The sequence below is a fragment of the Endozoicomonas atrinae genome (assembly GCF_001647025.1).
GTDB classification, from domain to species: domain Bacteria; phylum Pseudomonadota; class Gammaproteobacteria; order Pseudomonadales; family Endozoicomonadaceae; genus Endozoicomonas; species Endozoicomonas atrinae.
In genome coordinates, this window is the sequence record NZ_LUKQ02000041.1 from 22207 (window position 1) to 34812 (window position 12606).

The window sequence follows — 12606 nt, forward strand, 5'->3', positions numbered from 1 at the left end:
TGGCAATTCCTTACTTAAAATATGCTGTGCAGATTAAACTCGATGTTATAGCAGCTATTCTTTATTTTGCGATGACGGGAGATTAAACAGCTTCACGCTGTGTATCGTGGAACAGAGCCATAAAACCCTGGGCCCGATCCCGGATATTCTGCGCCGCAAACAGGTTGTTTACGACGGCAACCATATCAGCGCCGGCAGAAATAACGTCAGAAGCATTGTCCATTGTAATGCCCCCAATAGCGACGATCGGCAGGTCAAACATTTCCCGGGCATCTGAAAGAATGGAAAGTTCAGCATTTTTTGCATCGGGCTTGGTTCGGGAGGGGAAAAACTTGCCAAAGGCAATATAGTTGGCGCCCTGCTCAACGGCTGCTTTTGCCTTTTCCAGAGAGTTCTCACAGCTGATACCGATAATGGCGTAATCACCCAGCCGCTCTCTGGCATAGGCAAGACTTTCATCCTGCTGACCAAGATGAACACCATCGGCCTCTACATCAAGCGCCAACTCGACATCATCATTGATGATCAGCATGGCCTGGTATTGATGGCAAAGAACCTTCAGTGCTCCAGCCTGTCGCAGTCTTTTGCCGGAATCGAGGCTTTTATCACGGTATTGAAGGACTTTCATACCGCCCATCAGAGCCTGTTCTACCGTCTCGATCAGTATTCTGTCATCGGGTTGCAGTTGACTATCGGTAACACCGTACAGGCCGTGAAATCTATGCATGGTCCATACCCAATTATTAAATAACCGGCAGAGTATACCAGTTTATTGCCCTTGTCTTTAGGGGACGTTCATTATTAGCCATGAGACCAGCTTTTATCATGTTCAGTTTGACTCTGCTCTAACAAAGGTCAGGCTTTCCCGGTAACGCATCAGAATCGATAGCAACACTTCCGTTCCCTGATGTATTTTCTTCGCTGATTTCGGGAGAGGATTCACCCACGGCGCAGAGAATGCCTGCAACCGTATTGCCAACGACATTGGTAACAGTGCAACCAGCATCGGTAATCCGGTCAGTAGCAAGAATAATCGCCATGGCTTCAACCGGAAGACCCATGGTGTGTAACAGTACACCGGTAGATACTGCTGCTCCGCCAGGTATACCACCAGTTGCGACAGCCAGGAGAAAGGTAGTGAATCCCATGGTGCCCATTTCCAACAGGGTCAGGTCCACATGCCAGGCATTGGCTACAAACAGAGCGGCAACAGTCATGTAAATGGCTGAGCCTGACATATTGATGGTAGCTCCCAGGGGGACAGTGAAGCCCGCGATATGTTCCGGGACTTTGAACTTTTCGATCAGTGTCTGATACGTAATCGGGATGGAAGCATTAGAGCTGGCAGTGGAGAGGGCAAACATGACCTGTTCACGTGTGTGGCGGATAAACACCATCGGGGAACGTTTAATGACCAGCCCAATCAATATTGGATAAATGACAAATAGCCAGAGGCTCATAATAAGCAGGCAGGTCACCACATAGGAAAGCACACTTAAAATGCTGCTGCCGTTTAATGTGGCGGCCAGTTTGGCAGTTAGAAAGAAAACACCATAGGGTGCCAGGCTCATGACCATGCCAATCAGTTTCATCATTACACTGTTCGCCAGGGAAAAAGCATTGCTGACACTGTGTGTTTCGTGATTTTCCAGTTTCTTTATGGCGACACCGGTAATGATTGCCATAAAGAGAATCTGCAGGATATTGCCTTCCACCACCGCCTGAAAGGGGTTTACTGGTACCACATTAATAATCATATTCAGTAGCGATGGGAGTTCAGACTGGCCGGAACGAACCAGTTGATCAACGTGGCCCAGGTTGGCACCAGTGCCTGGTGCAATCATCAATGTAATAACAATGGCTGACAGGATGGCAAAGAAGGTGTTGCCTAAATAGATCCCAAATGTTTTCGCACCCAGTCGTCCAACCTGTGTAATGTCATTAAGGCTGCAAACGGCGTGGACAATAGAGACAAAAATAAGGGGGACAACCAGCATTTTTATCATTGCCACGAACATCACGCCAACGGCATGAAAGAGGCCACTGACCAGGTATTCCTGAATAAGACCTTCGGGGGAGGAGACCAGCTGGATAATGATACCCGTGACCATACCCAGTATAAGGGCGATCAGTATCTGAGGGGCTAGATTTTTCTGCATCATACACTCTCCACTCATCGTAAAAGTGAAACGGCTCTGCTGAACAATGCCCCCATTACTAACTTGGAACATTTTATCAGGAACAAGTTCCCGCTTGAGGTGAAATTTTGGTGTTTTTTTGGGGTAAATCATTATTTTAGATGAAAATTGTCGAATTTCCTGATGGTGCCTGAAATCAAGGGGGCGGAGGATGCTTAACGAGATTTGGAAGGATTTACACGGGGGGGAGTGCATGGCAGTCGTGGCAAGATAGAGGTTGCAAGCGCTTTATCTGCCTCCACCACTTTATGTGGCTTAACAAAAGTGGGGCTGTCAGAAGCCAGAAAGCATTTCAGTAATTATTCGCTGCTATTGTTGTCAAACCTTGTTTTGGAGACGTGCCATGCCATCACAATGCCTCGATATCAGCCCTGAAGTTTCGAAAGCCCTGGCCAGGGGGCAGCCCGTGGTTGCACTGGAGTCAACCATTCTGAGTCATGGTATGCCCTGGCCTGAGAATGTTGAAACTGCTCATGCCGTGGAGAAAATCATTCGCGATACTGGTGCTGTGCCTGCTACCACGGCCATTTTGAAGGGGCGTCTGAAAGCAGGCCTTTCAGAAGCAGAAATTGACTATATCGGAAGCCACAGTCAGGAGATGCATAAAGCCAGTCGGCGGGATTTACCCTGGCTGATGGCCAAGGGAGAAAATGGAACCACCACGGTTGCATCCACTATGATCATTGCCGCAAAGGCCGGTATTCGTATTTTTGCTACCGGCGGTATTGGTGGTGTTCACCGTGGTGCCCAGGAAACCTTTGATATCTCTGCAGACTTGCAGGAGCTGGCCAGAACGCCGGTGGCGGTAGTCTGTGCAGGACCCAAGATTATTCTGGATCTTGGGTTGACGATGGAATATCTGGAAACCATGGGGGTTACCGTCGTTGGTTACGGTACGCATAAGCTGCCTGGCTTCTACGTCCGGGAAACACAATGGGCGGTAGACTGTCGTGCAGACAGTCCAGTAGAGGTAGCTAATATTCTTCGTGCCCGTTGGTCGCTTGGAGTCGATGGTGGTGTATTAATTACCAACCCGGTTGAGAAGTCGCAGTCACTGACCCTGGAGGAAGTGGAAGTGATTATGGAAGGGGCTCTTCAGGACATGGCGTCGGAGGGGGTGACAGGAAAAGCCATTACCCCTTGGCTGATTAAAAGACTGCATGAAGCAACCAGAGGACGATCACTGGCGACAAATATTGAGTTGCTGAAAAACAATGTTCAGCTGGCAGCTCAAATTGCCTGCGATTATTGCTGAACAGAAAAGAGTAGTCACAGATCAGTTGACTACTCTTTTTCCTGATTACCAGATTTCAGGCTTATTCATCGCCTCGACGCATTGTGGTTTGCCATCGATTGGCTCAATCTCCTTACTGACCAGTGACTGGCCTAACCAACCTTCCGGGTGGGACAAAGGCAGTGGCGCCTTGATCACGGTTTCACTGACAGGTCCAAATCCTGTGCGTGAGTAATAGTTTGGGTCACCGTAAGTGAATACCAACTTTGTGCCATTGTCTTTTAATGTGCTCAGGCCAAAATTGATTAGTGCCTGGCCTGTGCCTTTACCTTGGTGATCAGTGCTGACCGCAACGGGAGACAGCAGAAAGGCATCAATATCGCTGTCAAAGGTTAGTCGGGAAAAAATAATGCAGCCTGCAACCTGTTCACCAGGGGGGCGACTATGATCCCGGGCAACAAAAACAAAGAGGTCACTGTTGTTCGTTGTATTCATTACTTCATAGGCCAGGTTACCGACCATGATTCCTTCCGCTTCGCTTTCTGAGTCAGTAAAGGTTCTGGTAAATAGATTTCTGATCTCGTCAGTTTCGCCTGGGTTATAAACTGAAAATTCCACGTTTCCATACCTCCAAATCAATTACATCTTTTCTGAGCGCTGTAGCACAAACATTTGATAGCCATACTGCCCAAGGTAGTTGTGGTAAATGTTCAGCTCGGTCTGTATATCTCTCAATGCGGCTGAGTCAGCCATTTCGGCTTTCAAGTCATTGACCCGCATCTCAAGAGGTTCGTAGTAGGCATGCCAGGCCTGATTGCTTAAGGCAAAGCTGTCAATTACCCGATAGCCTGCTGCCGTTGCCTGTTGTATACGTTCTTCTGCCGTTACCAGATCCGGGTACTCTTTTTCCCAGAAAGCCCTGGCTTCTTTGTCCGGCGTCTGGGTTTGCCATACCAGGTCACTGATGACCAGCACTCCGTCTTGTTTCAGCAGGTTGCGCCACTGCTTCAGTGCATTGGTGGTTCCCATAACATAGGCGCAGCTCTCGGCCCAGATAAGGTCAAAGCTCTCTGGTTCAAAAGGCAGATCCGTCATACTGGCACAACAGGTAGCGATACGTTCGGCCACCCCGGCGTCATTGGCCCGTTCCATCAGGCGGGTTAATGCCGGTTCATCATTATCAACGGCCGTGATCTGAGCACCGGAGTTCTGAGCCAATACTGTTGTAGCGATACCTTTTCCGCAGCCCAGTTCAAGAATGGTTTGTGGAGAAGCGGGTACTTGTGCCAGGGCTTTCAGGGTTTCTGCTTCTGAGCCAGGTCCCCATCGGTCCAGCGTGTCAAAAACATGCATGAAATCGGCCATATACGCTTGATGACTGTTCATATCTTTTGATAACCACTTCAATCGCAGGGCGTTTTTCTCATCAAAACCCTGCTTTATTAACCAATCCAGATGGGCGTCAGGTGCAATTTTATCGACCTGCTCATGCCATGAAGTAAGTTCACCTTCTCCCAGCAGGGCAGCCAGTAACTGTCGTGACTGCTGCTTTTGGGCAATCTCTTCATCAAGCTGATGGAGTCGGTTGAGAAGTATTTGCCGTTCAACTTTGGCATCGAGGCAGGCCTGACACTCTTTCAGCGTTAATCCGCCAGCCTGTAACTGTTGGATCAGGTGGAGCCGCTGGACATCTCGATCACTGTAGATACGATAACCATTAGCCTGTCGCCTGCCTTTTATCAGTCCAATCTTCTCGTAATAGATAAGCGTGGCCCGAGACAAGCCAACCTGTTCAGCCAGTTCTGATATTCGATACATTCATGTGCACCTGGCTCTTTCTGGATGGAATGCAAGATAAACTATGAAGCTATAGTCAGGTCAATAGAAACAATGCACGAAGCTTCATTGCCCAGTCATATCCGGAGAGGTGGAGGAACTCGAATAAAAAACGGCATTTCCCTTACGGGCATCCTTTTCCACCTTTTTCCATTCTTTGCTTAATTCATGAACAATATCTTCGTACCCTTCAGGAAAGTTATTATCTGATGAAGACGTATTAGAGCTAATGATGTCATTCCATCTACGGCGGTTCTCAAGAATTTCAGCGAACTCGAGACCACTATAATGATGCCCCACCTTCAATTCGATGTTCCCCATGACCAACGATCTGGTCTCTTCAGCACTGAACTGTCTCTGAAAATCGTCAATGTCTCCATTAAGCCAATTCCTACCTGCTTTTAATATTTGTGATGATTCATATTTACTCTCTGTAGAAGTGTGCTTTGTCAGCCATTTCTTACTGATAGATACCTCAATGATTCTCTCAAACAGCCTTTGATCAATACGCCCATGGCTCCTTCCATAGGTTTTCCCTATATAGCCACGGATCTCCTCAGCGGATAACGGTGTCTGACTTTCCTTCAATGTCCAGCAGACACGTCTGGCAGCAAAAAAACATGAGTTGGCGTATCTACATGCTTGCGGGGAACGCAACGTAGGTGGTGAAACAGAGGCTGTATTACCCGTTATCATTGACTTCCAGACCCATGCTTTCAGGTCCTGTGGGTTGGGGGGGAGGAACTAGTATTTCCGCGGTAGAAGATGACTTTGGTCCCAGCCCAGGCCTGGCTTTTGGTAAGGATAATTAAGACATTTTACTGGCCATAAAGTTTCGGTGCGGGAGGCTGCTTCACCAGAATAGCCTTAATAGCGGCCAGCAGATCTGACGGGACTTTTTCAGCCTTGCCTATGGCTTTGCGGTTGTCATGCAGCTGGGACGGGCGGGATGCATCCAGAAGCATATTGAAGAAAATCAGTCAGGTGAGTACCAGTGAACTGGCAATGGTCAGCATGGTCAGGCCCACAAAGAATTCCAGTAATTTCCATGACTTCGGGTTTTGAAACAGCGGGCTTAGCAGTCTTGCACCATAGCCAAGACTAAAGAAGAACGTGAAGGAGGCGGTGACAGCTCCCAGCGTAAACTCCAGTTGCTGTCCTTCATACTGGGTTGAGATGGAACCCAGAAGTACTACGGTATCCAGATAAACATGCGGATTCAGCCAGGTAAAGGCCAGGCAGACAGTCATGGTTTTCCATATGGACCTGGGAATACTGGCATTCTCATCAAGGACATGGGTTTCCGTAAAGGCTGAGCGAAAGCTCAACAGGGCATAGACAATAAGAAAGGCAGCACCACCGTAGCGGGCAAAAACCTCAATTTCCGGGAACTGTTCAACTACAACACCAAAGCCAGCAACGCCCAGGGAGATTAGCAGTGCGTCGGAAAGTGCACAAAGCAGGCAGACCAGGAACACATAGTGCTTCTTGATTCCCTGTTTTAGTACAAAGGCATTTTGAGAGCCAATGGCCAGGATTAGTGACAAGCTGAGAGAGAAACCGGAAAGATATGCAGACAACGTAACAACCTGTTTTAGAAATTTTTATTGGATCAGTAAGCGTACTTTGACGGGAAATCATAACAGACGAAAAGCCGATGGCTGAAATGAAATACTGAGACTATTCTTGACCCTTTCTCGCAGGGGTGAGTTGTCATGCGATTTCAAAATAAAGTTGTGATTGTCAGTGGTGGCTCTTCGGGGATTGGCTTGGAGACAGGGCAAAGGCTATCTGGTGAAGGAGCCAGAGTGTATAACCTGGATATTGTTGAGTCAGAAGCCGTAGGCTCAAAATTTATTCCCTGTGATGTGTCCAGCTTTGACCAGGTTCAGAATGCTGTGCAAAGTGTCATAGCTGCAGAAGGAAAAATTGATGCTCTCTTTGCCAATGCCGGCATTCATAAATTTGGAACGATTGAAGAGACTGCTATTGAAGATATGCAGAAAATCATCAGTATTAATTGTTTCGGTATCTTCTACCTGTGAAAAGCAGTGCTTCCTGTAATGAGAAAACAGGAGAGTGGATCCATTCTGCTTATGGGGTCTGACCAGTCGTTTGTTGGTAAAGGAAGTAGTGCGGCCTATGGCATGAGTAAAGGTGCCATCGCCCAGCTTACAAAAAGCACGGCTATTGATTATGCACCCTTTAATATCCGAGTGAACTGTATCTGCCCGGGAACGTGTGAAACCGGCCTTCTGAAAAAGGCAGTTACCGGATTTAACCAGCTGAGTGGAGTCAGTGAATCAGAAATTATGGATATGCTTGAAGGTGCTCAGCCGATTAAGAGAGTTTCCAAACCTGCTGAAATTGCGAGTCTGGCCTGTTATCTATTGTCATCAGAAAACAGCTTTATGACCGGAGCACTGGTTCCGGTTGATGGTGGGTATACCTGTCAGTAGTCTCTTTTTTCAGGCATTAACACTGATCAAGCATCATGGTATAGCGGGAGATGGTTATGTATTCCAACTCCCGTGACTCTATTTTTTTACAACAAAGCCTGCTGATCTGGAAATAAGGCGTAAAGGGTTATTTTCTGTATAAAGGCCATGGTGGACTCGCAGCCTATTCAAATATATCGACGGAAGGGAATTATTTCTCCGTAACAGATAATACAATCTTCCCAGTATGCCTTTTCTGCAGAAACACTTCCTGAGCTTGCGCAATTTGATCCAGTGGGAAAGTATGTACGATCACTGGTTTGATATTTCCTGCTTCAATATAGTGAACCAGGTTGGCAAAAACATCAGGCTCAAGTACTGTGCATCCAAAGAAGCTTAAGTCTTTTAAATACGAGTTCGCAGATCAAGCTCATCAAGATGGCCTGCAAAACAACTAAGCAAAATAGAATAATAAGAATAAAAAAGGTGGTTGAATGAAACCCAGTACGATCCGAATCGGGCGCCGTTACCGCAGCAACCGGCTGGAAGGACCTTATGACACGATTGTGATTGGCTCAGGCCCTGGTGGTATGGCTGCTGCCGTTTGCCTTTCCAAGGCTGGGCAGAAAGTACTGGTGCTTGAGCAGCATTACACCGCAGGTGGTTTCAGTCACAGTTACAGCCGCAATGGTTATGAGTGGGATGTGGGGGTTCACTATGTTGGGGATGTGGGTAACCCGAAGACCATGGCAGGAGCGCTGTTTGGTTACCTGACCGATGGAGAACTCCAGTGGTCACCCATGGCTGATAATTATGACCGTTTTTACCTGGGGGAAGATCAGTATGATCTGATCCGGGGTAAAGACGCCTTTCGGAAGCAGATGGTTCAATACTTTCCGGATGAAACTGACGCCATTGATCAGTACCTTAGCCTGCTTAAGCAAGTGTCCAATGCCATGCCTGCTTTCTCTGCCCGGAAACTGTTGCCGGGCTGGATGAATAAAGTCATGCGCCTGGCGGGAAAAGGAAAGCTGCCGTCGTTTTTTAATGAACCTACCGTCGATGTGCTCAGCCGCCTGACCAGCAATAAAAAATTGATTGCTGTGCTAACCGGGCAGTGGGGGGATAATGGCCTTCCACCGGAGCAGTCCAGCTTTATGGTGCATGCCCTGATTGCCAGACATTATATGTTTGGCGGTTACTACCCGATTGGTGGAGCCTCACGCATAGCCGAAACCATGATTCCCCAGATTCAGGCCAGTGGTGGAGAGCTTTTCACCTATGCCGAGGTTGCCGAAATTCTGATTGAGAATGGTCGGGCAGTGGGCGTCAAAATGAAAGATGGTACCGACATACGAGCTCAGAGAGTTATCAGCAATGCCGGTGTCTTTAATACATTTAGTCGCCTGCTGCCTGAATCCACGGCAAGAGCGACCGGTTATCTGGATAAGCTGAACCAGGTAACACCTTCCATGACCCACCTGGGGATGTATATCGGTATTGCCGATACGGCAGAAAACCTCGATTTACCCAAGACCAACTTCTGGATCTATCAGGATGAACATCATGGCCAGAATGTTGATCGCTTTTTAAAAGACAGTAATCATCCATTTCCCGTTGTATATATATCATTCCCATCGGCTAAGGATGCCAGCTGGGATGAGCGTTACCCCAATCGTGCCACTATTGAAATTGTGGCTCCGGCAAAATATGAATGGTTTGAGCAGTGGAAAGACGAAACCTGGGGAAAACGTGGTGAGGATTATGATGCGTTGAAAGAAGGCTTTTCTGAACGCCTGCTTGAAGTGCTCTATGAAAAGCTGCCTCAGCTACGGGGGAAAGTTGATTACTATGAGCTCTCAACACCGTTATCTACTGACTTTTTCTGCTTTTATAAGAAAGGTGAAATCTACGGGCTAAGTCACGACCCCAATCGATTTAACCAGCACTGGTTGAAACCCAAAACGGATATAGCCGGTCTTTATCTGACAGGGCAGGATGTAATGACCGCCGGTGTGGTAGGTGCAGCCATGTCAGGGCTGATGACTGCCGGTTCTGTGCTGGGACTGGTCGGTGGCTGGAAGATGCTGAAGCAGGTGCAAAGCTGGAAACCTGAACAACAAAAGCCGTTGACGGTTGTTTCCGAAAATAGAGAAGAGGAGACAGAAGAGGCCGTTTGAATGTCTTCTTGATAAAGGTATAACTTCTTTACCACAAAGGCACAGAGACACAAAGAAAAGCTTTTCTTCGTGACTTTGTCTCTTCGTGGTGGAAAAAATCATATGGCTAAAGCTCTTTCTCAAGAGCAAAGTCAGCCTTTACTGGCTTCCACAAACAGTGCCTGCCTTGGTATGCCCTTCAGGTTTTCCCCAAAAATATCTGTTAACTCTGCCGCCATTTCGCTGATGACCTGGTCGTGATCAATTCCCCGTTCCTGAAGTTCGTAAAAAAGAGGAGTGCCAGTGATAAAGCTTATGGCCGCCTTTTGGGGGGAGCATTCTTCAGTCGGCTTTTTTACAACGGTGATATTAATGTTCTCAAAACCTGCTGATTCAAGCTCCGTTTTCAGAAAGTCCAGGCTGGCACAGTTGTGAGGCAGTTTATGAAACTGGGGCAGTTCACCATCAAAGTAGCGTGCAGCTTTATGGTAGAAGTGATAACTGAGTATATTTTTGTCCAGACGATCCCAAACGCAGAACAGTAACTTACCTCGTGGTTTAAGAACCCTGTGGGCTTCCCGGAGTGCGGTGGGCTTATCATCGTAATACATCAGGCCAAACATACTGACCACTGAATCAAAATGGTTGCTGTCATAGGGCAGGTCACAGGCATCCGCCAGATCAAAATAAACACCGGCCGTATTGCCCAGCTTTTCTTTAGCCATTGTCAGCATATCGCTGCTGATATCAGATACCGTATAGAAGGTTCCTGACTCAAGACTCTTTTGCAGGATCAGTGAGCCGGAACCAGTACCTGCTGCGGTTTCCAGAATGTTCTTCGAAGCCGTGTTTCGTAGACGGGCTGCCATTTCTTCTGCAAATGGCCGCAGAAATGTTGCAAAAATATACCGGTCGTAGTTTTCAGGCACGGCTCCTGAAAAGGATTGGGCAAGTCCTGACATTGGGTGAAGGCCTTTTTTCTTTGGATTTACGGAGCCTGAATGGCTGTAAGAAAGAACAAAGGTAGCAGATCGGATGGGACTTGCTCTTCCAATGCGTATACTGTCAGCGGTACATTGGCTGAGCGGTATCCGGTGTCACCTGGAAGTAATTTCGTTCAATGATGGTGTTGTAGCTTTTATAACTGAAGCCACACTTTTCCAGAACCCGAATGGATGCCAGATTTTCCGGGCGGGCAAAGGCCCCGATAACCTCCAGCTTTAAGTGCTCAAAACCATAAGTAATGGATGCCTTAACCAGTTCAGTGGCCAAACCTTTTCCCCAGTAATTCTTGTTGAAAAAATAGGCGATTTCAGGGCCATAGCCCGGGTCGAAAGGGTCTTCCATCAAACCACCCCAGCCAATCACGGTTTTGTCTTCTTTCAGGCTAACCGTCCAGGGGGCAAAGCCGACAATATCCTTCTGTTCAGCATGAGTAGTGAGATAAGACTCAGATTCTTCCATGTGTTGCACATTAAATGTGAATTGCATTGCCTCCTGATCCCGCTGAATGTTGAATAGAGGTTCAACATCAGCCTTCTGGAAGGGGCGTAGCAGAAGCTGTTGGGTTATCAGTTCCATATAACGTGTTATCTTGATAGCGCCTGCAAAGAAAGGACTCGTCATTGCTTCGATTCCTTGCTACAGCGGGTGAATATAATAAGATGAAAGAAATGGAGCAAATCATTATTCAATGGATAAACAGGAGCAAGCTTGATTGTTAACTTACTCGATAAACTGCTGTTTGGCGGCTTATTGCTGATCGCGTTGCAGGTACCGGTGCTGTCTGACCACTATGTGCAGTATCTGAGTGGTTACTACGAAGCGACAAAACTCCAGCTTGAAGGCTTCCGAAGCACTGCAGCCAGGCATGGATACCCTGATGAGTTCGCGATGATTAGTGATTTGTTACAAAACCCGAGCCCCATAATAAAAGATGATGCCCGACAGAAGCAGCAGACATTGCAGGAGTACGATGAGCAGGCTCAGTCATTGGCTACTTTAATTAACGGCAACTACTTTGAACGGGCTTGGTTTATCAGTTCACCAAAACAGTGGAAAACACTCGAGAGAGTGTTGGTTAATTTTAAGCCCGGTATCCCGCTCTCATTTAATGACCTGGGATACAGTGTGTTGATTGCACTGTTACTCAGTGCATTGTTGACCCTGCCTTTCAGGATGCTCTCTACCAGAAAGGCCAGAGCCTGAATTATCGTTTTACAAGCATAAAGTGATCACTTCCGGGGTTATTAGCCTCGGTTCGATCCCATACCATAATGATGGTGTTGCGAGGAAGTCTGGAAGCATCTGCCAGTGTGTTCAGTGATTGAAGCACCGTGCCCTGACTGTCGACGGTAAAACATTCTTTGCCGCTGCGATTAATCACCATGACCGGCCTCTGTAACCGTCGGGCGGCAAAGATAATATCGGTCATATAACCGTATTCACCGTTCTTGAACATTTTAGAAAGACCGCGCTGTACCACCAGTCTCTGGTAAAGATCATCATCATAGCCAGGGTTAAGCTGCTTTCCCCGACAGTATTGCTGCATGTATCGATAGGCTTCTTGTGCGATCTCTTTTCTCATAACGGCAGCCGTCACCTGATCCGAGTAATACCAATCGCATTTTCTAAATCCTTAAGCTGCCGCCAACTATGCTTAGGCATCATTACCATGCATTATCTAGAACAGATGTCTCGTCGACCACAGCTACCCGAAGGTTTTAATGATGTTGATTTTC

General features: G+C 47.4%; 14 protein-coding genes and 1 pseudogene. 4 read left to right on the top strand and 11 right to left on the bottom strand.

All coding sequences use genetic code 11. The features are described from left to right. Nucleotides 1-82: 82 nt before the first annotated feature. Both thiE and AK963_RS08170 read right to left on the bottom strand, forming a co-directional pair. Complete coding sequence (gene thiE / locus AK963_RS08165; RefSeq protein WP_066014966.1) at nucleotides 83-727, bottom strand: thiamine phosphate synthase; 645 nt, start codon at nucleotides 725-727, stop codon at nucleotides 83-85. Between the two features lie 118 nt (nucleotides 728-845). Beyond that, entirely contained in the window at nucleotides 846-2162 is a 1317-nt protein-coding gene (locus AK963_RS08170) for a dicarboxylate/amino acid:cation symporter (protein ID WP_238593668.1), read from the bottom strand. 379 nt (nucleotides 2163-2541) lie between these two features. On the opposite strand from AK963_RS08170, the gene AK963_RS08175 reads away from it, so the two are divergent. Further along, nucleotides 2542-3453, top strand: coding sequence for a pseudouridine-5'-phosphate glycosidase (locus AK963_RS08175; protein ID WP_066014968.1), 912 nt, complete (start codon nucleotides 2542-2544; stop codon nucleotides 3451-3453). A gap of 45 nt (nucleotides 3454-3498) precedes the next feature. Here the strand turns inward: AK963_RS08175 and AK963_RS08180 are convergent, their stop codons facing one another. The 5 genes from AK963_RS08180 to AK963_RS08195 all read right to left on the bottom strand — a co-directional run bounded on the left by AK963_RS08180 (nucleotide 3499) and on the right by AK963_RS08195 (nucleotide 6848). After that, nucleotides 3499-4050, bottom strand: a complete 552-nt coding sequence (locus AK963_RS08180; RefSeq protein ID WP_066014969.1) for a GNAT family N-acetyltransferase — start codon at nucleotides 4048-4050, stop codon at nucleotides 3499-3501. A 21-nt stretch (nucleotides 4051-4071) separates the two neighbouring features. Further along, nucleotides 4072-5250: a MerR family transcriptional regulator gene (locus tag AK963_RS08185; protein WP_066014970.1), complete on the bottom strand. Its 1179-nt coding sequence runs from the start codon at nucleotides 5248-5250 to the stop codon at nucleotides 4072-4074. An 84-nt stretch (nucleotides 5251-5334) separates the two neighbouring features. After that, on the bottom strand, nucleotides 5335-5964 hold the full coding sequence (locus tag AK963_RS08190) for a hypothetical protein (protein WP_139117310.1): 630 nt from the start codon (nucleotides 5962-5964) through the stop codon (nucleotides 5335-5337). A 122-nt stretch (nucleotides 5965-6086) separates the two neighbouring features. Then, on the bottom strand, nucleotides 6087-6233 hold the full coding sequence (locus AK963_RS33160) for a hypothetical protein (protein WP_175404474.1): 147 nt from the start codon (nucleotides 6231-6233) through the stop codon (nucleotides 6087-6089). A 15-nt stretch (nucleotides 6234-6248) separates the two neighbouring features. Continuing rightward, entirely contained in the window at nucleotides 6249-6848 is a 600-nt protein-coding gene (locus AK963_RS08195) for a LysE/ArgO family amino acid transporter (RefSeq protein WP_066014972.1), read from the bottom strand. Nucleotides 6849-6983: 135 nt separating this feature from the next. On the opposite strand from AK963_RS08195, the pseudogene AK963_RS35190 reads away from it, so the two are divergent. Further along, nucleotides 6984-7727 (top strand): annotated as a pseudogene (locus AK963_RS35190) (SDR family NAD(P)-dependent oxidoreductase). Between the two features lie 190 nt (nucleotides 7728-7917). Here the strand turns inward: AK963_RS35190 and AK963_RS35195 are convergent. Next, nucleotides 7918-8022 carry a hypothetical protein gene (locus AK963_RS35195; protein WP_238593669.1) on the bottom strand — a complete coding sequence of 35 codons (105 nt, stop codon included), beginning with the start codon at nucleotides 8020-8022 and terminating at the stop codon, nucleotides 7918-7920. 178 nt (nucleotides 8023-8200) lie between these two features. Here AK963_RS35195 and AK963_RS08205 point away from each other — a divergent pair, with 178 nt between their 5' ends. Then, complete coding sequence (locus AK963_RS08205) at nucleotides 8201-9886, top strand: phytoene desaturase family protein (RefSeq protein WP_066014973.1); 1686 nt, start codon at nucleotides 8201-8203, stop codon at nucleotides 9884-9886. A gap of 131 nt (nucleotides 9887-10017) precedes the next feature. Here AK963_RS08205 and AK963_RS08210 read toward each other — a convergent pair whose 3' ends face one another. Then, the gene (locus AK963_RS08210; protein ID WP_066014974.1) at nucleotides 10018-10827 is read right to left on the bottom strand and encodes a class I SAM-dependent methyltransferase; all 810 of its coding nucleotides are present in this window, start codon (nucleotides 10825-10827) and stop codon (nucleotides 10018-10020) included. A 103-nt stretch (nucleotides 10828-10930) separates the two neighbouring features. Beyond that, complete coding sequence (locus AK963_RS08215) at nucleotides 10931-11491, bottom strand: GNAT family N-acetyltransferase (RefSeq protein ID WP_083232538.1); 561 nt, start codon at nucleotides 11489-11491, stop codon at nucleotides 10931-10933. Between the two features lie 87 nt (nucleotides 11492-11578). Between AK963_RS08215 and AK963_RS08220 the strand changes: the two genes are divergently transcribed. Continuing rightward, nucleotides 11579-12073 (top strand): DUF2937 family protein, encoded by a 495-nt coding sequence (locus AK963_RS08220; protein ID WP_066014975.1) that lies wholly within the window; start codon nucleotides 11579-11581, stop codon nucleotides 12071-12073. Nucleotide 12074: 1 nt separating this feature from the next. Here the strand turns inward: AK963_RS08220 and AK963_RS08225 are convergent, their stop codons facing one another. Beyond that, nucleotides 12075-12452, bottom strand: coding sequence for a hypothetical protein (locus tag AK963_RS08225; protein ID WP_066014976.1), 378 nt, complete (start codon nucleotides 12450-12452; stop codon nucleotides 12075-12077). Nucleotides 12453-12606: the final 154 nt, after the last annotated feature.